Annotated in this window: 21 protein-coding genes and 1 pseudogene; 10 read left to right on the top strand and 12 right to left on the bottom strand. The window is 63.8% G+C overall.

Annotation, left to right across the window (positions count from 1 at the left end):
* Nucleotides 1-3 precede the first annotated feature (3 nt).
* The 4 genes from bioB to ACFOKF_RS09590 all read right to left on the bottom strand — a co-directional run bounded on the left by bioB (nt 4) and on the right by ACFOKF_RS09590 (nt 5,435).
* Complete coding sequence (bioB, locus tag ACFOKF_RS09605) at nt 4-1,017, bottom strand: biotin synthase BioB (protein WP_380795345.1); 1,014 nt, start codon at nt 1,015-1,017, stop codon at nt 4-6.
* On the bottom strand, nt 1,018-3,171 hold the full coding sequence (gene scpA, locus ACFOKF_RS09600) for a methylmalonyl-CoA mutase (RefSeq protein ID WP_380795343.1): 2,154 nt from the start codon (nt 3,169-3,171) through the stop codon (nt 1,018-1,020).
* A gap of 185 nt (nt 3,172-3,356) precedes the next feature.
* The gene (gene mce, locus ACFOKF_RS09595) at nt 3,357-3,794 is read right to left on the bottom strand and encodes a methylmalonyl-CoA epimerase (RefSeq protein WP_380795342.1); all 438 of its coding nucleotides are present in this window, start codon (nt 3,792-3,794) and stop codon (nt 3,357-3,359) included.
* 108 nt (nt 3,795-3,902) lie between these two features.
* Nucleotides 3,903-5,435 (bottom strand): acyl-CoA carboxylase subunit beta, encoded by a 1,533-nt coding sequence (locus ACFOKF_RS09590; RefSeq protein ID WP_380795340.1) that lies wholly within the window; start codon nt 5,433-5,435, stop codon nt 3,903-3,905.
* A gap of 124 nt (nt 5,436-5,559) precedes the next feature.
* Here ACFOKF_RS09590 and ACFOKF_RS09585 point away from each other — a divergent pair.
* Nucleotides 5,560-6,974 (top strand): annotated as a pseudogene (locus ACFOKF_RS09585) (helix-turn-helix domain-containing protein).
* Nucleotides 6,975-7,064: 90 nt separating this feature from the next.
* Here the strand turns inward: ACFOKF_RS09585 and ACFOKF_RS09580 are convergent.
* The 4 genes from ACFOKF_RS09580 to ACFOKF_RS09565 all read right to left on the bottom strand — a co-directional run bounded on the left by ACFOKF_RS09580 (nt 7,065) and on the right by ACFOKF_RS09565 (nt 9,732).
* On the bottom strand, nt 7,065-7,376 hold the full coding sequence (locus ACFOKF_RS09580; protein WP_380795339.1) for a type II toxin-antitoxin system RelE/ParE family toxin: 312 nt from the start codon (nt 7,374-7,376) through the stop codon (nt 7,065-7,067).
* Nucleotides 7,377-7,378: 2 nt separating this feature from the next.
* Nucleotides 7,379-7,645 carry a ribbon-helix-helix domain-containing protein gene (locus ACFOKF_RS09575; protein ID WP_380795338.1) on the bottom strand — a complete coding sequence of 89 codons (267 nt, stop codon included), beginning with the start codon at nt 7,643-7,645 and terminating at the stop codon, nt 7,379-7,381.
* A gap of 57 nt (nt 7,646-7,702) precedes the next feature.
* Nucleotides 7,703-8,734, bottom strand: a complete 1,032-nt coding sequence (locus tag ACFOKF_RS09570; protein WP_380795336.1) for a nucleoside hydrolase — start codon at nt 8,732-8,734, stop codon at nt 7,703-7,705.
* 101 nt (nt 8,735-8,835) lie between these two features.
* On the bottom strand, nt 8,836-9,732 hold the full coding sequence (locus tag ACFOKF_RS09565) for a LysR family transcriptional regulator (protein WP_380795335.1): 897 nt from the start codon (nt 9,730-9,732) through the stop codon (nt 8,836-8,838).
* A gap of 106 nt (nt 9,733-9,838) precedes the next feature.
* Between ACFOKF_RS09565 and ACFOKF_RS09560 the strand changes: the two genes are divergently transcribed.
* Entirely contained in the window at nt 9,839-10,618 is a 780-nt protein-coding gene (locus ACFOKF_RS09560) for an SDR family NAD(P)-dependent oxidoreductase (RefSeq protein WP_380795334.1), read from the top strand.
* Between the two features lie 48 nt (nt 10,619-10,666).
* On the opposite strand, the gene ACFOKF_RS09555 is transcribed toward ACFOKF_RS09560, so the two are convergent.
* The 3 genes from ACFOKF_RS09555 to serB form a co-directional block, all read right to left on the bottom strand.
* The gene (locus ACFOKF_RS09555) at nt 10,667-12,154 is read right to left on the bottom strand and encodes a L,D-transpeptidase family protein (RefSeq protein ID WP_380797730.1); all 1,488 of its coding nucleotides are present in this window, start codon (nt 12,152-12,154) and stop codon (nt 10,667-10,669) included.
* A 68-nt stretch (nt 12,155-12,222) separates the two neighbouring features.
* Nucleotides 12,223-12,477 carry a hypothetical protein gene (locus ACFOKF_RS09550; RefSeq protein WP_380795332.1) on the bottom strand — a complete coding sequence of 85 codons (255 nt, stop codon included), beginning with the start codon at nt 12,475-12,477 and terminating at the stop codon, nt 12,223-12,225.
* Nucleotides 12,478-12,631: 154 nt separating this feature from the next.
* On the bottom strand, nt 12,632-13,510 hold the full coding sequence (gene serB / locus ACFOKF_RS09545) for a phosphoserine phosphatase SerB (protein ID WP_380795331.1): 879 nt from the start codon (nt 13,508-13,510) through the stop codon (nt 12,632-12,634).
* Between serB and miaA the strand changes: the two genes are divergently transcribed.
* The 5 genes from miaA to ilvC all read left to right on the top strand — a co-directional run bounded on the left by miaA (nt 13,509) and on the right by ilvC (nt 18,428).
* Entirely contained in the window at nt 13,509-14,453 is a 945-nt protein-coding gene (gene miaA / locus ACFOKF_RS09540; RefSeq protein WP_380795330.1) for a tRNA (adenosine(37)-N6)-dimethylallyltransferase MiaA, read from the top strand. The genes serB and miaA overlap by 2 nt on opposite strands.
* Before the next feature lie 112 nt (nt 14,454-14,565).
* Entirely contained in the window at nt 14,566-16,317 is a 1,752-nt protein-coding gene (locus tag ACFOKF_RS09535) for an acetolactate synthase 3 large subunit (protein ID WP_380795328.1), read from the top strand.
* 11 nt (nt 16,318-16,328) lie between these two features.
* On the top strand, nt 16,329-16,697 hold the full coding sequence (locus tag ACFOKF_RS09530) for a hypothetical protein (RefSeq protein WP_380795327.1): 369 nt from the start codon (nt 16,329-16,331) through the stop codon (nt 16,695-16,697).
* A complete protein-coding gene (ilvN, locus tag ACFOKF_RS09525) occupies nt 16,697-17,212 on the top strand; it encodes an acetolactate synthase small subunit (protein WP_380795325.1) in 516 nt (171 codons plus the stop codon). Before ACFOKF_RS09530 ends, ilvN begins: the two co-directional genes overlap by 1 nt.
* A gap of 196 nt (nt 17,213-17,408) precedes the next feature.
* Nucleotides 17,409-18,428 (top strand): ketol-acid reductoisomerase, encoded by a 1,020-nt coding sequence (ilvC, locus tag ACFOKF_RS09520; RefSeq protein ID WP_380795324.1) that lies wholly within the window; start codon nt 17,409-17,411, stop codon nt 18,426-18,428.
* A gap of 224 nt (nt 18,429-18,652) precedes the next feature.
* Here ilvC and ACFOKF_RS09515 read toward each other — a convergent pair whose 3' ends face one another.
* The gene (locus tag ACFOKF_RS09515; protein WP_380795323.1) at nt 18,653-19,351 is read right to left on the bottom strand and encodes a CDP-alcohol phosphatidyltransferase family protein; all 699 of its coding nucleotides are present in this window, start codon (nt 19,349-19,351) and stop codon (nt 18,653-18,655) included.
* A gap of 223 nt (nt 19,352-19,574) precedes the next feature.
* Here ACFOKF_RS09515 and ACFOKF_RS09510 point away from each other — a divergent pair, with 223 nt between their 5' ends.
* The 3 genes from ACFOKF_RS09510 to leuA all read left to right on the top strand — a co-directional run bounded on the left by ACFOKF_RS09510 (nt 19,575) and on the right by leuA (nt 22,704).
* Entirely contained in the window at nt 19,575-20,192 is a 618-nt protein-coding gene (locus tag ACFOKF_RS09510; protein ID WP_380795321.1) for a YceI family protein, read from the top strand.
* A 5-nt stretch (nt 20,193-20,197) separates the two neighbouring features.
* Entirely contained in the window at nt 20,198-20,800 is a 603-nt protein-coding gene (locus ACFOKF_RS09505; protein ID WP_380795320.1) for a YceI family protein, read from the top strand.
* A gap of 230 nt (nt 20,801-21,030) precedes the next feature.
* On the top strand, nt 21,031-22,704 hold the full coding sequence (gene leuA / locus ACFOKF_RS09500) for a 2-isopropylmalate synthase (protein ID WP_380795319.1): 1,674 nt from the start codon (nt 21,031-21,033) through the stop codon (nt 22,702-22,704).
* Nucleotides 22,705-22,727: the final 23 nt, after the last annotated feature.

The raw sequence follows: 22,727 nt of genomic DNA, 5'->3' as shown, positions 1-22,727 counted from the left end.
TACTCACTCCGCCGCCTCCAGCTCGACCTTCACTTCGGCCTGCATCGGCACGACGCCGAGCTTCGCGAAGAGCGCCGCATCGGCATTGTCGCCGGCGTTCGCCGTGGTCAGCAGCTTGTCGCCGGTGAAGATGCTGTTCGCGCCGGCCATGAAGCAGAGCGCCTGGCAGCTATCCGACATGCTCTCGCGACCCGCGGACAGGCGCACCATGCTTTCCGGCATCACGATCCGCGCGACCGCGACGGTGCGGACAAACTCGATCTCGTCGATCTTGGCGAGTGGGGTGTCGGCCAGCATATTGCCCAGCACCGTGCCCTTGACCGGCACCAGCGCGTTGATCGGCACGCTCTGCGGATGGACCGGCAGCACGGCCAGCGCATGCAGGAAGCCGACGCGATCCTCGCGCGCCTCCCCCATGCCGACGATACCGCCGCTGCACACGTTGATGCCCGAATTACGGACATTTTCCAGCGTCACCAGACGATCGTCAAAGGTCCGGGTGGTGATGACCTTCTCATAATGTTCGGGCGAAGTGTCGATATTATGGTTGTAATAATCGAGGCCGGCATCCGCCAGCATATCTGCCTGGCTTTCGCTCAGCATCCCCAGCGTCATGCAGGTTTCCATGCCCATCTGGCGCACGCCCTTCACCATCTCGACAATGGCGGGCATGTCGCGATCCTTGGGGTTGCGCCAGGCCGCACCCATGCAGAAGCGCGAGCTGCCCGCGTCCTTCGCCTGCGCCGCCGCCTGCATCACCGCCTGCACGCTCATCAGCTTTTCGGCCTTCAGGCCGCTTTCCGCCGACGCCGACTGATTGCAGTAACCGCAATCCTCCGGGCAGCCGCCGGTCTTGATCGACAACAGGGTGGACAGCTGCACCTCGTTACGCGGGAAGTTCGCGCGGTGGATCGACTGCGCCTCGAACATCAGGTCGCCAAAGGGCAGGTCGAACAGCGCGGCGATTTCCTCGCGCGTCCAGTCGTTGCGGGCGGTCAGGGTGCAGGGGGTATTCATTTACGCAGCTTCCTCTAGCCCCGCCGGGGGCATGTTGTGGCCGAGCAGGCGCAGCACATCGGCGGCGCACTCCACGACATTGGAACCCGGCCCATAAATGCCCTGAACCCCTGCGTCACGAAGATAGTCATAATCCTGCGGCGGGATGACCCCGCCGGCGATCACCTTGATGTCGCTGCGTCCCTTTTCGCGCAGCCGGTTGATCAGTTCGGGGATCAGCGTCTTGTGCCCGGCGGCGAGCGACGAGGCGCCTACCACGTCAACCCCGCTGTCGAGCGCCAGCACCACCGTTTCCTCCGGCGTCTGGAACAGCGGCCCGGACACGACATCGAAACCCATGTCGCCAAAGGCCGACGCGATGATGTTGGCGCCCCGGTCGTGCCCGTCCTGCCCCATCTTGGCGACGAGGAGTTTGGGCTTGCGGCCGAGGCGCCGTTCGACGGCCTGCACCCCGTCGAGAACCTGTTTCCAGCGGCTGTCATCCTTGTAGGGCGCGCCATAGACGCCCTTCACCGGCGTCGGCTGGGTGCCATAGCGGTTGAAGCTGTCCTCCATGGCGGCGGAGATTTCGCCCAGCGTGGCGCGCGCGCGGGCGCACTCGACGGCGTGGGCGAGGAGGTTCGTCTCGATGGACTGCGGCGCGGCGGCGGCCTCGCGCAGCGACTGGAGCGCAGCCTGACAGGCATCCTCGTCGCGCTCCGCCTTCACCCGGTTGATGCGGGCGATCTGCGCTTCGCGGACCTTTGTGTTGTCGACCTCCAGCGTTTCGAGCAGGTCTTCGTTGGCAAGGCGATATTTGTTGACGCCGACGATGACGTCGTCGCCCCGGTCCACGCGCGCCTGACGGGCGGCGGCGGCGGTCTCGATCATGGCCTTGGGCCAGCCGGCGCCCACGGCCTTGGCCATGCCGCCTTCCGCCTCCACGCGGTCGATGATTTCCTGCGCGGCGTCCACCAGCTGCTGAGTCAGGCTCTCGATATAATAGCTGCCACCCAGCGGATCGACGACATTGCACATGCCCGTCTCTTCCTGGATCACGATCTGCGTGTTGCGCGCGATCCGGGCGGAAAAGTCGGTCGGCAGCGCGATCGCCTCGTCCAGCGCGTTGGTGTGCAGGGACTGGGTGCCGCCCAGCATCGCCGCCATCGCCTCGATCGTGGTGCGCATGACGTTGTTATACGGGTCTTGCTCGGTCAGCGACACGCCGCTGGTCTGGCAATGGGTGCGCAGCATCTTGCTGCGCTCATCCTGCGCGCCCAGCTTGGTCATGACCCGGTGCCAGAGCACGCGCGCCGCGCGCAGCTTGGCGATCTCCATGAAGAAGTTCATGCCGATCGCGAAGAAGAAGCTCAGCCGCCCGGCGAACTTGTCGATGTCGAGGCCGCTCGCCACGCCATAGCGCACATATTCCGCGCCGTCGGCGATGGTGAAGGCCAGTTCCTGCACCTGCGTCGCGCCGGCTTCCTGCATATGATAGCCGGAGATGGAGATGCTGTTGAACTTGGGCATCTCGCGCGACGTATAGCCGAAAATGTCGCTGATGATCCGCATCGATGGTTCGGGCGGGTAAATATAGGTGTTGCGGACCATGAACTCCTTGAGGATGTCGTTCTGAATGGTTCCGTCGAGCAATTTGCGCTCGACCCCCTGCTCCTCGCCCGCGACGATGAAGAAGGCCAGGATCGGGATGACCGCGCCGTTCATGGTCATCGACACGCTCATCTTGTCGAGCGGGATGCCGTCGAACAGGATCTTCATATCCTCGATCGTGTCGATCGCCACGCCCGCCTTGCCCACGTCACCCACGACGCGCGGATGATCGCTGTCATAGCCGCGATGGGTGGCCAGATCGAAGGCGACGGAGAGGCCCTTCTGCCCGGCGGCCAGGTTGCGGCGATAGAAGGCGTTGGATTCCTCGGCGGTGGAGAAGCCCGCATATTGGCGGATGGTCCAGGGCCGGCCCGCATACATGGAGGCGCGCACCCCGCGCGTGAACGGCGCAAAGCCTGGCAAGCCCGGATCGACCGTGACGTCATCGGCCGTGTAGAGCGGCTTCACCACGATACCTTCCGGGGTATCCCAGTTCAGATCCTTGCCCTTCACTTCCCTGGCGGCAGCGGCGGCCCACTGGTCCAATGTCGGCTTCTCGGTCATCTTTGCTCTACCCCAGCTTCTACCCCTCTCCCGCAAGCGGGAGAGGCAACGAGACTTAGGACCGCGCAGCGGGCCTTAGTCGCAGTGGTGAGGGTCTTTCGCTACCCATGCCCTCACCAACTTCGGCTGGCGAGCAAGCTCGCAAGCCTTCCTATCCTCTCCCGCCTGCGGGAGAGGAGTTACCGTCAATGCGCCTCCTTCGGCGTCTCCATGATCTCCGTCAGCACCCCGTTCATGTCCTTGGGGTGGACGAAGAAGATCGGCGTGCCATGGGCGCCGATGCGCGGTTCGCCCAGCACCTTCTTGCCCAGCCCCTCGAACCAGGCCTTGGCCGCCATGATGTCGGGCACTTCATAGCACATATGATGCTGCCCCCCGGCCGGGTTCTTGGCGATGAAGCCGTGGATCGGCGAGTTCTCGCCCAGCGGCTCGATCAGTTCGATCTGCGTGCCGGCCGTGCCGCCTTCACCCGGCGTATCGACGAAGCACACCTTCACCCCCTGCGCCGGCAGGTCGAACGGCTCGTGCGTCAAGGTCGCGCCCATGATGTCGCGATAATAAGCGAGCGAAGCCTCCAGCGAAGGCGTCGCAATGCCGATATGGTTAAGACGGCCGAGTTTCATAACATCCTCATAACGTCACCCCAGCGCAGGCTGGGGTCTTATGCCTTAACAGACCAGACAATCCGCAAGAAATCCCGGCCTCCGCCGGGATGACGCCCCTGCGGGCCGTCACAGCGGAATATTGTCGTGCTTCTTCCAGGGGTTCTCCAGCGCCTTGTTGCGCAGCTTGCGCAGCCCCAGCGCGATCCGCTTGCGCGTCGAATGCGGCTGGATCACCTCGTCGATGAAGCCCTTGCTCGCCGCCACGAAGGGATTGGCGAAGCGGTCTTCATATTCCTTGGTCTTCTCCGCAATCTCTTGCGGAGTCTTGCCGCGGAAGATGATCTCCACCGCACCCTTCGCGCCCATCACCGCAATCTCGGCGGTCGGCCAGGCATAGTTCAGATCGCCGCGCAGATGCTTGGAGGACATGACGTCATAGGCGCCGCCATAGGCCTTGCGCGTGATGACGGTGATCTTCGGCACGGTCGCTTCGGCATAGGCGAAGAGCAGCTTCGCGCCATGCTTGATGATGCCCGAATGTTCCTGCGCGGTGCCCGGCAGGAAGCCCGGCACGTCGACAAAGGTCACGATCGGAATTTCGAACGCATCGCAGAAGCGCACGAACCGCCCCGCCTTCTTGGACGAGTTGATGTCCAGCACGCCCGCCAGCACCATCGGCTGATTGGCGATGATGCCCACCGTCTTGCCCTCGATCCGGCCGAAACCGCAGAGGATATTGCCGGCATGGGCGGGCTGCACCTCAAAGAAATCGCCCTCGTCCACGACCTTGCGGATCAGCTCATGCATGTCATAGGGCTGGTTCGCATTGGCCGGGATCAGCGTGTCCAGGCTCTCCTCGATCCGGTCCCATGCGTCCGCACTGGGGCGTTCGGGCGCCGGTTCCTTGTTGGACGCGGGCAGGAAATCCACGAAATCGCGCACCGCCAGCAGCGCTTCGATGTCATTCTCGAACGCCACGTCCGCCACGCCCGACTTGGTCGTGTGCGTCACCGCGCCGCCCAGTTCCTCCTGGGTGACGACTTCGTTCGTCACCGTCTTGACCACATCCGGCCCGGTCACGAACATGAAGCTGCTGTCCTTCACCATGAAGATGAAGTCGGTCATCGCCGGCGAATAGACCGCGCCGCCCGCGCACGGCCCCATGATGACGCTGATCTGCGGCACCACGCCGCTGGCCAGCACATTGCGCTGGAAAATCTCGGCATAGCCGCCCAGCGACGCCACGCCTTCCTGAATGCGCGCGCCGCCGCTGTCATTGAGGCCGATCACCGGCGCGCCCACTTTAAGCGCCATATCCATGATCTTGCAGATCTTCATCGCGTGTCGTTCCGACACCGCGCCGCCATAGACGGTGAAATCCTGGCTGAACAGGAACACCAGCCGGCCGTTGATCGTGCCCGATCCGGTGACGACGCCGTCGCCGGGAATATGCTGTTCGCCCATGCCGAAATCGATGCAATTATGCTCGACATACATGTCCAGCTCTTCAAAGCTGTCCTCGTCCAGCAACACTTCGATCCGTTCGCGCGCGGTCAGCTTGCCCTTGGCATGCTGGGCGTCGATGCGGCGCTGGCCGCCGCCCAGACGCGCTGCGTCGCGCTTGGCCTCCAGCTGTTCGATGATGGCGAGCTTCGACATGATGGACTTCTCTCCGGTTCTGGCGAACGGTTGTTATGCCTTCCCCTACCCAGCGAACCGCAAAATTCGCAAATGTAAATTTGCTAATTTGCAAATCGCGACTTCGCAAATTAGGGTAAGGATTATGGCACGCGGCAACCGTATCTTTGCAGGTCCACGCCTGCGCCAATTGCGTCTGGACCATCGGATGGACCAGGCCGCGATGGCGCAGGCGCTGGGCATATCCGTATCCTATCTCAGCCAGATGGAAAATGACGATCGCCCCCTGACCGCCAAGGTCAAGGCCGCGCTCGCCAACGCCTTTCCGACCGACTGGGCCAGCTTCGACAGCCGGGAGGAGGAACAGTTGCTGGGCGCCTTCGCCTTTGCCCTGTCTCATCCAGAACTGCCCGGAACGCAGATGGAGCCGGAGCGGATCGAAAAGCTGCACCTGCAATTCCCTGAATTTGCGGCGCGCTATGTCGATCTCTACAACGCCCATATGCGCGCCAACGAACGCATCAACATGATCGAGGAGGCGATCGCCAACGATCATGAAGTGCAGGCCCGCCTGCCATGGGAGGCAGCGCGCGACTGGTTTCATGAGGCAGGCAATTACGTCCATGCGCTCGATTGCCTGGCGGAGGATATGGCCGACAGCTTCACCCAGGGACAGGTGCTGGATGAAGGCATGCTGGTGGAGGCGCTGGCCCGCCGTCATGGCATCGAAACGCTGATCGCCGAAACCCCCGACAGCGCGCTGCGCGCCTATCGCGCGGCCGAACGGCAATTGTTCATCAACGCCGCGCTGCCGACCGAAAGCCGCAAATTCATGCTCGCCCATCAGCTGATGATGCTGGAGGGGCAGGCGGTAATCGCGGACGTCGTGCGCAAGGCCGCCCTGCCCGTCCCCGGCGCCGACCGGCTGCTGGCGATCGGCCTTGGCAATTATGCCGCCGGCGCGCTGCTGCTCCCCTATGCCGCCTTCCGCGAAGCGGCGCGGACGATGCGGCATGATATAGACCGGCTCGCCCGCACCTTCGGCGTCAGTTTTGAACAGGCCTGCCATCGCCTCTCGACGCTCCAGCGACCGGGCCTGCGCGGCATCCCCTTCTTCTTCTGCCGGGTCGACATGGCCGGCAACATCACCAAGCGGCACAGCGCCACCCGCCTGCAATTCGCCCGCTTCGGCGGCGCCTGTCCGCTCTGGAACGTGCATGAAGCCGTCGCCGTGCCCGACCGCATCAATGTGCAACTGGGCGAAACCCCCGATGGCGTGCGCTATGTCTCCATGGCGAAGGGGCTGGTGAAGCCATCGGGCAGCTACAAGCGCACCCCGCGCCGCTTCGCCGTGGTGCTGGGCTGCGAAGTCACCCATGCCGCCAATTTCGTCTATGCCGACGGCCTGCATCTGCAGGAGGAAGGAGCGGCCACGCCGATCGGCATCACCTGCCGCCTCTGCCCCCGCCAAAGTTGCGACCAGCGCGCCTTCCCCCCGCCGACCGGCCCATCCATGTCGACCCGGACAACAGGCAGATCGTGCCTTACTGGATTGGGTGAAGCGCCATCGGGTGGTCTGTGGTCAGGCGACGGACGGCTTTTCTTGGCCCTCTCCCGTCTTCACGGGAGAGGGTTGGGTGAGAGACATGTTCAGGATGGTTCGTCGCCCAGCAAAGTTTCAAAATCCTGCCCGCCATAATAAAAGCCGATGATCACGACCGCTTCCGCCTCCACCATGAAGGCTATGGTCACACGCCGGCGATGCGTCAGCGTTCTCAACCCGCGCCGCACATCATCCCGCGCCGTCCCGATCAGGGGATAGTCGGCCAGCATGTCGAGATGCGCAAGAATGGCGTCCGTGAAGCGTGTAGCGATCTGCGGGGAACCAGCATCCGCAATATAGTCCTGAATAGCGCCAATCTGCTCCTCCGCCTCGGGCGTGAAGACGATCCTGCGCGTCACAATCAGCCTTGCTTGAGGCGATCGGCCAGAGCAGCCCGCACGTCCTTCAGCGGGCGTCCTCGTGACGGGTCAGCCTTGTAAGCATCATATGACGGCAATGCGCCATGACGCAGCCAATCTTCCATCGCCCGCTCCCGCGCCTGCAACGCGCGCAACCCTTCACGGATAACCTCGCTTTCGCTGGCGTAGGCCCCTGAAGCGACCTTCGCGCGCACATCATCCGCCATGTCATTGGGCAATGTCACGCTAAACTGCTGCGTCGATCGCATGGCGCACCTCCGGCAATAGGATTTAATCCTGTTGGAGAAGCGTTGCAACCACTGCCATCACCCCGCGTAACGCGCGAACTTCGCCGCCATGTCCGCGATCGTCAGTCGGGCGTCGATCGTGCGATAGACGCGCATCGGGCGGCCATTCGGCCTGTCCCGATAGCGGCCATCCGCCTCGATGAAGGGCGTGGGCTTGCGGATATAGGTGCTGGATGCCGCGTCCGGCTGCACCGGCGTCATCAGCGCGGTCAGCGTCACCAGCGGACTGTCCCCCAATATGAAGACTTCCGTCTCAGGCATCGCCGCAAAGGCGGGGATCTTGGCCAGCATCGCCGCCATCTCGTCCATCTGGCCTTTGAGATAGCGGCCGATCGGCCCGACCTTCGCCAGCGCCTCCATCTCGGCGGCCGAAAACAGCATCTGCCGATAGGCGTCGCGCGGTGCCTGCCAGATGGCGATGTCGCTTTCGTTGAAGATGATCTGCGCAGCGATCGGGTCGATCGACAGGTTGAACTCGGTTTCAGCCGGGCCGGGCGGCGGCAGGGCCAGTTCGGGATGCTCGCCGCCGCCGATCCACACCAGTTTTACGCGCGGCCCGATCCGGGGTTCGGCCAGCCAGGCCAGCGCCAGTTCGGTCAGGCCCGCGCCGGCGGCATAGACCAGCGGCGCCGTGCGATCCTCGCGCATCGCCTCCCGCACGATCGCCGCCGTTGCCGGGCTGGTCGTCCAGTTGCCGCGCGACGCGATCGACCGTTCCGCCCCGGCGATCGGCGCGGGACGATCCGCCATCCCCATCACCCCCAGCAGATCGCGCGCCTTGGCGACGCCGGCGGCGGCCGATGCCGGCCCGCCAAAGGCGATCGGCAGATGCGATCCGACGATCAGGGGTATCTCGACAGACGGGCACAGAAGATGATGCGCCAGCTGAAACAACCCGTCGGGGTCGCCGGCAAAATCATTGTCGATGATCACGCGCGCCAGCGGATTGCGCCTTGTCAGCGCGGTCCCGGCCCACCCGCCGGTCGCCATGCCCGCCATCAGCACCGCTGCGCCTTTCAGAATATGCCGCCGACCCGGTGTGATGATCATGCCGTCCTCTCCGTGTCCTTTGCCGCGTCATTGCGCAGACGGGACGGAAGGTAAAATAGCATTATCATGGCGGTTCATAGGGCAGGCCTATGGATGCCGCCTTACCCCTCCACCACCATCGCCTCGTCCAGAAAGTCCAGAAAGGCGCGGATGCGCGCCGCCGACTTGTCTTCCGCCGCATAAAGGGCGTGAATATCCTCGCCATCGCCGGCATCATAATCGGCCAATATCTCCACCAGCCGCCCCGCCTTTATATCGCTCGCCACATGGAACCGGCCATGGCGCGCAATGCCGCATCCGGCCACCGCCATCTGCCGCACCACCTCGCCGGAATTGCCGAAGAAGCGCCCCTCGACCGGCCGCTGCCCCCGCCGGCCATCGATGCGGAACGGCCAGCTGTCCACCGACCGGCGGAAACTGAAGCGCAGGCAGTCATGATCGTCCAGATCGTCCGGCGTCTGGGGCACGCCCCGCCGCGCCAGATAATCGGGGCTGGCCACCATCACCATGCGGCTATGGCCCAGCTTCCTGGCGCGCAATCTGGTGTCGCGCAGCGGCCCGATGCGGATGGCGATGTCCGCCCGTTCCTCCACCAGATCCACGATCGCATCGGTCAGCGTCAGGTCCAGCGTAATCGCCGGATGCCGCTCGGCAAAGCGCGGCAGGATGGGGATCAGGCATTCATTGCCGAAGGAGGGCGACGCGTTGATCCGCAACAGTCCGCGCGGCCCCTGTCCCGCTTCGTTCAGCCCCATTTCCAGCTCGATCATGTCGGTGACGATCACCGCCATGCGATCGCGATAGGTCACGCCCGCGCGCGTCAGCGCCAGCGACCGGGTCGTGCGCCTTACCAGCGCCACGCCCAGCCGCTCCTCCAGCCGCGCGATCGACCGGCTGACGGCAGACGGCGTCAGGCGCAATATCTTGGCCGCTGCGGCAAAGCTGCCCTCGCCCGCAACCATCAGGAACGTCTCTATGTCGCCGAACCGATTATCCATGATTTCAATTCACTTCTGAAGTGATGACGTTCCATCTAATCATCAATCGCAAAAAGTCTATCTATGTGTCGCATTCGCTGTCTCACCCAATGAAAGGACCGCCCCCATGGACCTCAAACTCACCGGCAAAAGCGCCATCGTCACCGGATCGACCGCCGGCATCGGCCTCGCCATTGCCAAGCGCCTCGCGCAGGAAGGCGTCGCCGTCACCATCTCCGGCCGCAGCCAGGCCAAGCTGGACGCCGCCGCCGACGACATCGGTCTGCCCGTCAACGCCGTCCTGGCCGATCCCGCCACGGCGGAAGGCGCCGCCGCCCTGATCGCCGCCGTTCCGGCGACCGACATCCTGGTCAACAATCTCGGCATCTATGAGGCGAAGGACTTCACCGACATCAGCGACGAAGACTGGCACCATCTGTTCGAAGTCAACGTCGTCAGCGGCGCGCGCCTCTCGCGCCATTATTTCCCGAAGATGCTGGATCAGAATTGGGGCCGGGTGATCTTCATCGCCAGCGAAAGCGGCCTGCTGCCGCCTGCCGAGATGATCCATTATGGCATGACCAAATCGGCCCAGCTTTCCATTTCGCGCGGCCTTGCCGAACATACGCGCGGCACCGGCGTCACCGTCAACAGCGTGCTGCCCGGCCCGACCCGTTCGGAAGGGATCGTCGATTTCATCCGTTCCGTCGTGGACAACAAGGACGCGCCCGAAGCCGAACGGGAAGCCGAATTCTTCACGAAGTTGCGCCCCCTGTCGCTCATCAAGCGCCTGATCGAGGCGGATGAGGTCGGCGCGATGGTCGCCTATCTCGCCAGCCCGCTGGCCGCCGCCACCAATGGCGCGGCGCTCCGCGTCGAAGGCGGCATGGTCCCCACCATCGCCTGACGCTCTTGCGGGAATGGGGGCTTGCTCCCATTCCCCAACGGATCGGCCCTACTCCCCGTCGCGATCATAGACATCGGGCAGGAACTGCACGCCCTGCGCGGTCGGCACAGCCGTCAGATAGGTCAGATACACCGGCACCGCCTGCGGCAGGGGCACATGCTGTTCCGGCTTATCGCCATCGGCCGCCAGCGCCTTGCCAAAGAACCAGCGCCCCAGCCGCTGCGCATCCTCCAACCGGACGCAGCCATTGCTGTAATGCCGATCCTCCCTGGCGAACAGATCGCGCTGCGGCGTATCGTGCAGATAGATGCCCAGATCGTTGGGGAACATGAACTTCACCTTCCCCATGGCGTTGCTGCCGCCGGGCAATTGCCGCACCCGCACCTCCTGCCGCCCTGCCGCCACCGCATCCCAGTCGATCGCGCTTTGCGCCAGCGGCGCGGGATTGGCGCTCCAGTCGGCCAGCGCCTCATAACGCAGCCCTTTCAGCGTCCCGCCGCCCAATATCCTGGGCGCGACCTTGCGCTCGACCAGATCGGGCGGGATGTTCCAATAGGGGTTCAGCGTCGCATAGCGGATCATTCCCGCCATCAACGGCGTCTGCGTTTCCTTCGCCCCGGCGACGACCTTCATCGTTCCGTCCAGCGATCCCTTGCCATAATAAAAGAGCCGCGCCGAAGCGGCGTCCACCACCACATGCCGGATCCACGGCCCCGGCAATAGCCGCGCCCGCTCCAGATTGAGCGCCAGCAGCCGCTCATAGCGCGCCGGCCCTTCGTTCAGCGCCGCAACCGTCATAGCACCGGCAACGCCATCGGGCTTCAGTCCATGGTCGGTCTGGAACGCCTTCACCCGTGCAGCCAGCGCCTTGTCATAATTCGCCCCGTCGGCCAGCCCCAACCGATGGCGGAGCACGGCGATCGCCTCGCCCTTGCCGCCCGGCCGCATCTTCACGCCTTCGGGCACGGCGCTATCGGGCAGGTCGGCCCATGTCTTCAGATAGGTCGCCCGCGCGCTTCGCAACCGCATGTAAAGCGGGCTCATCCAGCCCGCATTCTGGACATAGTCGGCCAGCGACGGCGCCAGCGCGGCGCCGCGCAATATGTCGGACGGATCGGCGTCACGCGGTTCCACCTCCTTGTCGAGATAGCGGATTTTCACGCCCTTGGCCGGCCGCCGCATATCGGCGACCAGACTGGCCAGAGCGCGCGACAATGCCAGATCGGCGCGCGCCAGCGCTTTGGGATCACCGCCGGCGTCGGCCTGCTCGATCAGCCTGCGCAAGTCGCGCGCGCCATAATCGCGCGGATCAAGACCATCCGCCTCGCTATCCTCGATCAGGGCCAGGAGGGCGTCGGCTTGCGGCCCGATCCGGTCCTTGTCGACCCACAATGGCCAATAGCCGCGCGGACCATAGAAATCCTTATATTTGCCGCCGACCTGCGCCCGGATTTCCGCCGCCACGCTGGAACGCGCGGCTTGCGCGGCGTCAGGCTGCGCCACCGCCGTCGTGGGCAGCGCCGCTGCAATCAACAGGCAAGGAAGGATGACAGCGCGCAGCGAAGGGGCGCGGCGGTTGCGCCGCGCCCGACAGGTCAACTGGTTCAGCCGCGTTCTCCTGCGCGCGGCGGAGGCGGCGGGGGCGGCGGCGGACAGGGCGGTCCCTGCACGGCATGATAAATGCCATCGGCAGTGTAATAGCCATCGACATAGCCATCGCCATCCCGGTCCGCCGCCACGGTGCCGGCGATCGCGCCGGGGCCAACCGGCGGCGCGGTCGTGACAGGCGCTTCATTCTTGGAGCAGGCGCTCAGCGCCAACAGCCCACCAGCGGCCAAAGCCAGATATTTCCGTTGCATAACATCTCCCTGTGCGCCCGGAGGAACCAGCCGCCGCACGCCATTAGACCTCTCGCCGCGACCCATGCGGCTCGACGCTAACGATCCAGGAAGCGTAACGAATCCATTACCCAATCGAAATGACGACAGAGCGTGGCCGATCAGCGCCAGACCGTTATTCGCTCACCCATTGTGCCGACGGGATGCCCTGCGCATAGAGCAGCACCGACAGGTCGCCATGCACGATTTCGGCGGAGGCGGCTTCGCGGGTCTTGGGCTTGGCATGATAGGCAACGCCCAGCCCCGCGCCCTGGATCATCGGAATGTCATTGGCGCCGTCGCCCACCGCCATGGTCAGCGCCCGGTCGATGCCGCCCGCGATCGCCGCCTCCAGTTCGGTCCGCTTGCGCGCCGCATCCACGATCGGCGTGGTGACAGTGCCCAGCAGCGCGCCGTCGGCAATCTCCAGCACATTGGCGACATTCGCGTCGAAACCGATCTCTTCCGCCACCGGCCCGGTGAAGCGGGTAAAGCCGCCCGACACCAGCAATGTCGTCGCGCCCAGCGCCTTCATCGTGCGGACTAGCGCCTTGGCCCCGCCCATGATGACGACCCGCTCTTCCCGGCACTGATCTATGGCGCTGTCGGGCAGCCCCTTCAGCAGCGCGACGCGCCCATGCAGCGCTCCTTCGAAGTCCAGTTCGCCGCGCATCGCCCGTTCGGTAATCTCCGCGATTTGCGGCTTGATCCCGGCATAATCGGCCAGTTCATCGATGCACTCGACGGTGATCATGGTGGAATCCATGTCGGCGATCAGCAGTTTCTTCTCGCGGTCGACGACCGGCTGCACGATCACATCCACCTTGTCGCCGATGCCGGTCAGCGCCGCCCGCGCCGCAACCGGATCGACGGCGAAGAAAAGATCGGCCGCCTTGCCCTCGTCCAGCCATGCGACATCGCCCGGCTGGCAGCCAGCATCGCGCAGTCGATCGACACCCTGCGCAATATCCCCCTGCCCGATCGAGCCACTTGCCACTAAGGTCGCGACGAACATGTCAAACTCCGAACCAGAAACAGGCGAATCCCGCCCACGGGTCGCGCTTATTGCCGGGCCAACCGCCAGCGGCAAGAGCGCGCTGGCCATTGCGCTGGCCAAAGCCACCGGCGGCATCGTCATCAATGCCGACGCCAGCCAGGTCTATGCCGATCTCGCCATCCTCTCCGCCCGCCCTTCCCCGGAGGAAATGGGCAACGTCCCTCACCGCCTGTTCGGCCATATCGATGGCGCGGAAGCCTGCACCGCCCCCCGATGGGCGGCCGAGGCGAAGGCGGAAATTGCCGCCGCCCATGCAGTGGGGAAACTGCCTGTGCTGGTCGGGGGCACCGGCCTTTATATCCGCACGCTGCTGGACGGCATCGCCCCGGTGCCGGAGATCGACGCCGCTATCCGCGCAACCGTGCGTGCCATGCCGGTCGCCGAAGCGCATGAAGCGCTCGCCCGCGAGGACCCGGAGGCCGCCGCCCGCCTTGCGCCCGCCGACACCACCCGCGTCGCCCGCGCGCTGGAGGTAGTGCGCTCCACCGGCAAGCCACTCAAGGCATGGCAGGCGCATAAGGAAGGCGGCATCGCGGATCAGATCAGCCTCGCGCCGATGATCCTGCGCCCGCCGCGCGACTGGCTGATCGAACGGTGCGACCGGCGCTTCGTCCAGATGATGGAAGGCGGCGCGATCGAGGAAGTCGCTGCCCTTCTCCCTCGCAACCTCAATCCCGACCTGCCGGTGATGCGGGCGATCGGCGTGCCGGAAATCGCGGCCTTCCTGCGGGGAGACAACGACATGGACATTTGCATCGCAAAGGGCAGCCTTGCCACCCGCCAATATGCCAAGCGGCAATATACATGGTTCACCAACCAGCCCCCACCCGGCTGGCCACGCGAAGAACGCGCAATAGATGACAAAATTATCTCTGAATTGGTAATTAAATTACAACGATAGGGGTTGACCCGTCATTTTCTGTCCACTAGAGGCAGTCACCTTGCCAAGGATGAAGGTAGGGCGCAAAGCACGCCCCATATCTGCGGATTTGCATCAACGGAGGAGTATCATCGTGGCCGAAAAGAGCGGCGCGGACATTTTGGTTCAATGCCTGGTCGATCTGGGCGTCGAAGTCGTGTTCGGCTATCCGGGCGGCGCGGTGCTGCCTATTTATGACGCGCTCTATAATCACCCCACGATCAAGCATGTGCTAGTCCGCCACGAACAGGGCGCGACCCACATGGCGGAAGGTTATGCCCGCTCCACCGGCAAGCCCGGCGTCGTCCTGGTGACGTCCGGTCCCGGCGCGACCAATGCCGTCACCGGCATCACCGATGCGCTGCTCGATTCGATCCCGATGATCGTCATCACCGGGCAGGTTCCAACGCAACTGATCGGCACCGACGCTTTCCAGGAAGCAGACACGGTCGGCATCACGCGCCACTGCACCAAACATAATTATCTGGTGAAGTCGCCGGCCAAGCTGGCCGAAGTCGTTCATGAGGCTTTCCACATCGCCACCACCGGCCGCCCCGGCCCGGTCGTCGTCGACATCCCCAAGAATGTCCAGATCGCGACCGCGCCTTACACGAAGCCGGAACTGAAGGTTCACGCCAGCTATCATCCGCAGACCAAGGCGGATGCTGCAGCGATCGACGCGGCGGTCGAAATGCTGGCGGCGGCCGAACGGCCGATCCTCTACACCGGCGGCGGCGTCATCAACTCCGGCCCGCAGGCGTCTGCACTGCTGCGCGAACTGGCCGCCCTGACCGGCGCGCCTGTCACATCCACCCTGATGGGTCTGGGCGCCTTCCCCGCGTCTTCCGATCAGTGGGTCGGCATGCTGGGCATGCACGGCACCTATGAAGCCAATTGGGCGATGAACCGGGCGGACCTGATCCTTTGCGTCGGCGCGCGCTTTGACGATCGTGTCACCGGACGCCTCGATGCCTTCGCGCCCAACAGCAAGAAGATCCACATCGACATCGACCGCAGTTCGATCAACAAGATCGTCGATGTCGACGTCGCCGTGGTCGCCGATGTCGCCAGCGCGCTGGACGACATCATCGCCCTGTGGAAGCAGCGCAATCATCAGAAGTCGGACCTGACCGAATGGTGGGCGCGGATCGCCGACTGGCGCGCGAAAAAGTCGCTCGACTATGCCGAAAACGGCACGGAGATCATGCCCCAGCGCGCGATCGCCGATCTGTACAAGGCGTGCAATGCAACCGGCAAGGATGTCATCATCACCACCGAAGTCGGTCAGCATCAGATGTGGGCGGCGCAGCATTTTGGCTTCGAAGCGCCCAATAAGTGGCTGACCTCCGGCGGTCTTGGCACCATGGGCTATGGCTTCCCGGCCGCCATCGGCGCGCAGATGGGCAATCCCGACAGCATCACCATCTGCATCGCGGGCGACGCCTCGATCCAGATGAATATTCAGGAAATGGGCACCGCCAGCCAATATCGCCTGCCGGTCAAGATTTTCATCCTGAACAATGAATATATGGGCATGGTCCGCCAGTGGCAGGAACTGACCTATGAAAGCCGCTATTCCAACAGCTATTCGGACAGCCTGCCCGATTTCGTGAAACTGGGCCAGGCCTATGGCTGGACCGGCATTCGCATCGAAGGCCCGCAGGAACTGGAAGCCGGCATCCGCCAGATGCTGGAAACCGACGGCCCGGTGATCGTGGATTGCCGCGTCGCCAAGCTTTCCAACTGCTTCCCGATGATCCCGTCGGGCGCGGCGCATACGGACATGCTGCTCGATCCCAGCCAGGTCGAAGGCGTCATGTCCGATGAGGCCAAGGCGCTGGTGTAGGGAACGGTCCGGTGACTGGGCATCTGAAGCTTCGCATCCATGTGACGGAGCCATGGGATTTCGAAAGGATCGCGGGCACGGCCGAACTCACCGGCTGGACCATCGATCATGCCGACCCGGAAAACGAGGAATGGGAAGTGCATCTGGACGCGGGGTTCGACTTTAACGATCGGCATATCGGCACATTGCTGATCGGCCCTCGCTATGTCGGCGAACATCTATCCCGCATGTTCGATGCCGTGGCGGGCTTTCCAGTCCGCCTCGCCCACCGACAGGATGGCGGATGGCAGTTCGCCTTCGCCGCAATGATTTCGCAGCGCCACGACACGCCCCAGCATGATGGGGACGGGCGCGAAGACCAGGATAATGGGGCCATCTGATGCATATTCAGGAAGAATTGAGCCAGCGGCATGTTCTGTCGCTGACCGTCTCCAACGAAGCGGGCATATTGGCGCGCATCGCCGGCCTGTTCACCGCGCGCGGCTATAATATCGACAGCCTGACCGTGGCGGACATTACCGACGATCATGCGATCAGCCGCATCACCATCGTCACCAACGGCCCGCCCAAGGTGATCGATCAGATCATCGCCCAGCTCGACCGGCTGGTGCCGGTGCACAAGGTGACCGACCTGACCGAGGCCGGTCCCTTCGTGGAGCGCGAACTGGCGCTGGTGAAGGTTGCGGGCGTTGGCGAAGACCGGATCGAGGCGCTGCGCCTGGCCGATGTGTTCCGGGCCAAGGTGGTCGACACCACGATCGAAAGCTTCATCTTCGAAATCACCGGCACGACGGAGAAGGTCGACAATTTCGTCGGCCTGATGCGCCAGATCGGTCTGGTCGAGGTCGGCCGCACCGGCGTCGTCGGCCTGATCCGGGGCAAGGAAGCGAACTGATTTTTCCCTCTCCCCTCAGGGGAGAGGGAAGCGAGACTTGGCGGCGAAGCCGCCTGGTCGCAGCTAGGTGAGGGGGCGCTGTGCCACTCGACCCCTCTCCAACTTCATCTAGGACCGGCTACGCCGGCCCGAGATTTCGTATCCTCCCCCCTCTCCGGGGGGAGGGAGGTATTGGACGGTTCGAGGAAAAACTCTCATGAAGGTTTATTACGATCGCGACGCGGACATCGGCCTGATCAAGGGCAAGAAGGTCGCCATTCTGGGCTATGGTTCGCAGGGTCACGCCCATGCGCAGAATCTGCGCGACAGCGGCGTCGCCGAAGTGTGCATTGCCCTGCGCGCCGGTTCGCCCAGCGCCAAGAAGGCCGAAGGCGCAGGCTTCAAGGTTCTGCCCAACGCCGAAGCCGCCGCATGGGCCGACGTGTTCATGATCCTGGCCCCCGACGAGCATCAGGCCGCCATCTACTCTGCCGACGTGCATGCCAATCTGCGGCCCGGCGCGGCGCTCGCCTTCGCCCATGGCCTGAACGTCCATTTCGGCCTGATCGAACCGCGCAAGGACGTGGACGTCATCATGATCGCGCCCAAGGGTCCGGGCCACACCGTTCGCGGCGAATATCAGCGCGGCGGCGGCGTGCCCTGCCTGATCGCGATCCATCAGGATGCGACCGGCAACGCCCATGACATCGCCCTGTCCTACGCTTCGGGCGTCGGCGGCGGCCGCAGCGGCATCATCGAAACCAACTTCCGCGAAGAATGCGAAACCGACCTGTTCGGCGAGCAGGCCGTGTTGTGCGGCGGCGCGACCGCGCTGGTCCAGGCCGGTTTCGAAACCCTGGTCGAAGCCGGCTACGCGCCGGAAATGGCCTATTTCGAATGCCTCCACGAACTGAAGCTGATCGTCGACCTGATGTATGAAGGCGGCATCGCCAACATGCGCTATTCGATCAGCAACACCGCCGAATATGGCGACATCAAGACCGGCCCGCGCATCATCACCGAAGAAACCAAGAAGGAAATGAAGCGCGTTCTGGCCGACATCCAGTCGGGCCGCTTCGTCAAGGACTTCGTGCTCGACAATCGCGCCGGCCAGCCGGAGTTGAAGGCCAGCCGCATCGCCGCCCAGCGTCACCCGATCGAAGAAACCGGTTCGAAGCTGCGCGCCATGATGCCCTGGATCAGCGCCAACGCGCTGGTGGACAAGGACAAGAACTGATCCGGCTTCCCCTTCCCTGACAATGGGAAGGGGGCAGGACAGCAAAAGGGGCGCCCCGCAACTGCGAGGCGCCCCTTTTTACTTGGAAATATAATCCGTTTGCCCTGAGCGAAGTCGAAGGGCGCGACTGAGGCGTAGGCCAAGTCCCTCGCTTCGCTCGGGCAAGGGCTTCGACTTCGCTCAGCCTGAACGGTATAGATTTAAAAGCACGATGCCCAAAGTGTTCAGGACCGCCCGCTGTCCTTCTGCGCCAGCCTCTGCCCCGTCACCAAAGTCTGAAGCACGAACAGGATGATCAGGATCGCGCCCGCCGTCCCGACGAAAATGTCGAAGCCGGAAAACGCACCGAACAATCCCGGCCCCGTGCCCAGCACCATCATCATCACCGTCAGCGCGATCAGCACCAGCCGCAATTCGGTCGGCCCCGCCGACAGATAGGACAGCTTGAATTCGCCAATCACCCGCGCCGACAGATAGGCGTGGATCGACAGCAGCAGATAGCCCGCCAGCGTGATCAGCGCGACGTCCATCGTCACGAACGGGCTGAGGCCGATGCCCGCCAAAATCAGCAGCGTGGCCAGCCCGTCGCAGCTATGATCGATGAAATAGCCATAGGATGGCCGCTCGACATGGCGGAACCGCGCCAGACTGCCGTCCATCGAGTCCCCGAACCATTGCACCGCATAGCCGATGATCGACAGCAACAGCCATGCCGGGCCGATATTGCTGGCGACATAGCCTACAAAGATCATCAGCGCGCCCACCATGCCGGTGCTGGTCAGCACATCGGGCGTGATCCAGGCCGGCATGCGCGCGCACAGCCAGTTGAGCAGCCGCCGTTCGCTGGCCGCCAGCCAGTTCTGCTGGATGCGGTCGAGTTGATTGGTGGCCGGCTGATTTGGTGATGGTCTTGGAAGTGTCATAATCTCCCATGCAGAAATGCGACCGATCCGGCAAGCGATACCATCGGGCAGCCTGCCGCCGGGCTGCCGAAATGCGGTGAAACGCTGGCCATATCCGCGATCGGAGGCGCCAAAACCGTTTCGTTGCAGGGAACGATCCGTTTCCGGTTACGCCTCTGGAACAATCACGGGACGTGGCATATTCTCTGCGTCGTTCCTTATATGCTTTTGGAGAGCGTTTCCCATGCGCAAGTTTCTGATTTCCGCCGCCGCCCTGATCGCTGTCGCCGGCGGAACCGTCGTCATCGCCCAGGGCGCGGCCACGCCCGGCACGAAGGACGTGGCCAAGGTTACGGGCGGCGCCTACACCGTCGAACCCAGCCACACCCAGATCGTCTTCGCCTATGATCATATGGGCTTCACCAACAATCTGGGCGTCATCACCCAACCGACCGGCACGCTGACCCTGGACAAGGCGAACCTGTCCGCGTCGAAAGTGTCGATCGAACTGCCGATCGCGAACCTGACCACCGGCATCCCGGCGCTCAACGAGCATCTGGCCAAGCCCGAATTTTTCGACGCCGCCAAATTCCCGACCGCAACCTTCGTGTCGACCAGCGTGAAGCCCGAAGGCGCGACCGGCGCGACGATCACCGGCAACCTGACGATCAAGGGCATCACCAAGCCGGTGACGCTGGACGCCGAATTCTATGGCGCGGGCGCCAATCCGATGAACAAGAAGGAAAATGTCGGCTTCATCGCCACCGCCACGGTCAAGCGCAGCGATTATGGCATGTCCATGGCCGTGCCGATGGTCGCCGACAATGTCGAGCTGAAGATCATCGCCGCTTTCCAGAAGTAACGCCCATGCGCCGTCCGGCGCGCGCGATCCTGCTTGCGGGCATGATCCTGTGCGTGCCGGCAATGGCCGCGCCGGCTGACGGCCCTGCGCTCTATGCGTCGGGCCGTTATCTGGTCGATGGCGGCGCGACCAAAGTCCATTTCCATGTGAAGGCGCTGCTGGGCAGCTATGACGGCGACTTCCTTGCGCCCGAAGGCGCCGTGACGATCGACGCCGCCCGGCCCGATCGCGCCGCCGTCGACATCGTCTTTCCGGTCGAAAAACTCACCTCCGGCGACGCATCGATCGATGCCATGCTGAAGGGCGGCAGTTTCTTCGACGGCGAACATTTTCCCACGGTCCGCTTCGCCGCGACCGACGCCCCGCTCGCTGGCAGCCAAGCCGACACCGCCATCCCCGGCGAACTCACCATGCATGGGCAGACGCGCCCCGTCATCCTGTCCATCCGCCTGATCGGCGTGACGTCCGATGAAGCCCCCGGCCTGTCAGTGCTGCACTTCGCCGGCGCCCTGTCGGTCGAACGCAGCCAGTTCGGCATGGGCTTTGCCCGCCCCTTCGTGTCCGACAAGGTCGATCTGACCATCGACGCAATTTTCCGTCGCCCCTGAACCCCGACGCGAAAGAAACATCTTTACCCCTTCCCCCCAAAGAGGGTAAGGGGCGGCTTATGCAGAGCATCGCGCTTCTTACCCTGCTACGACTTACACGCCCTTAGGCGTGGCTTTTGTGCTGCCTTCCGGCTAAGGGCAGCGTCGATCCGCCTAAGGGCATTCATCACAGTCAAGTCGTACACCGGGAGCGCCCGATTGCGCCCCGTTGCAGGAAGTAGTTTGATCCCATGATGCTGACCGATCCTTCGCAGAAATATCGCGCCTTTCCCCAGGTTGATCTGCCCAACCGCCAATGGCCGTCGCAGGTCATCACCAAAGCGCCCCGCTGGCTGTCGACCGACATGCGCGATGGCAACCAGTCGCTGATCGACCCGATGAACGCGGAAAAGAAGCGCCGCTTCTTCGATCTGCTGCTCAAGGTGGGCGTCAAGGAAATCGAAGTCGGCTTCCCCAGCGCCGGCGCGACCGAGTTCGACTTCATCTCCGGCCTGGTCAAGGAAGGCGCCATCCCCGACGACGTCATGCCGCAGGTGCTGACGCAGGCGCGCGCGGACCTGATCGCCACCACCTTCGAAAGCCTGCGCGGCGCGAAGCAGGCGATCGTCCATGTCTACAACGCCGTGTCCCCCGCCTGGCGCGACATCGTGTTCCAGATGAGCCGCCCGGAAATCCGCGACATCGCGATCAACGCCGCCAAGCTGCTGCGCGATCATGCCGCGGCCCAGCCCGACACCGACTGGCATTTCGAATATTCGCCCGAAACCTTCTCGACTGCCGAACTGGATTTCAGCCTGGAATGCTGTGAAGCGGTGATGGAGATTTTGCAGCCGACGCCGGAACGTCCGCTGATCCTGAACCTGCCCGCCACGGTCGAGTGCGCCACGCCCAACATCTATGCCGACCAGATCGAATGGATTTGCCGCAACATCTCCAAGCGCGACAGCGTGGTGATCTCGCTGCACACCCATAATGACCGTGGCACCGGCGTCGCGGCGGCGGAACTGGGCATCATGGCCGGCGCCGACCGTGTCGAAGGCTGCCTGTTCGGCAATGGCGAACGCACCGGCAATTGCGATCTGGTGACGGTCGCGCTGAACATGTACACGCAGGGCATCGACCCTGAACTGGATTTCAGCGACATCGACGAAGTCATCCAGACGGTCGAATATTGCAACCAGCTGCCCGTCCACCCGCGCCATCCCTATGCCGGCGAACTGGTGTTCACGGCCTTCTCCGGCAGCCATCAGGACGCGATCAAGAAGGGTTTTGCCGCGCAGGAAGCGCGCAACGACCTGATCTGGAACGTCCCCTACCTGCCGATCGATCCCAAGGATCTGGGCCGCGACTATGAAGCGGTGATCCGCGTGAACAGCCAGTCTGGCAAGGGCGGCGTCGCCTGGGTGCTGCAACAGGACAAGGGCTATAAGCTGCCCAAGCGGATGCAGGCCGATTTTTCGAAGGTGGTTCAGGCGCTGGCCGACAGCAGCAGCCGCGAACTCAACGCCGCCGACATTTCGGCCGCGTTCGACAGCCATTATTGCGTGACCGGCGATCAGCCCTATGCGCTGATCGACTATCATGAAAGCGGCGCGGCGGGCGACCGCATCTTCACCGGCAAGATCGCGCATGAAGGCGGCGAACGCAGCATTTCCGGTCGCGGCAACGGCCTGCTCTCCTCGGTGCTGGCCGCGCTGCGCGACGAACTGGGCATCAGCCTGGAAATCGCCGATTACAGCGAACATGCGATCGGCGCGGGCAGCGACGTGAACGCCGCCGCCTATGTCGAATGTCGCACTGCTGACGGCCGCACCGTCTTTGGCATCGGCACCGACAGCGACGTCGCCACCGCCTCGGTCAAGGCCGTGCTGTCGGCCGCCAACGGGATCGCGGTGCGGGGTTAAGCCCGCCTTCCCCCTCCCCGTTC

The organism is Sphingobium rhizovicinum (assembly GCF_042647625.1).
In the GTDB taxonomy this organism is placed as follows: Bacteria; Pseudomonadota; Alphaproteobacteria; order Sphingomonadales; family Sphingomonadaceae; genus Sphingobium; species Sphingobium rhizovicinum.
The sequence above is the reverse complement of the archived record's forward strand: the minus strand, read 5'-3'. Positions and strand labels throughout refer to the sequence as shown.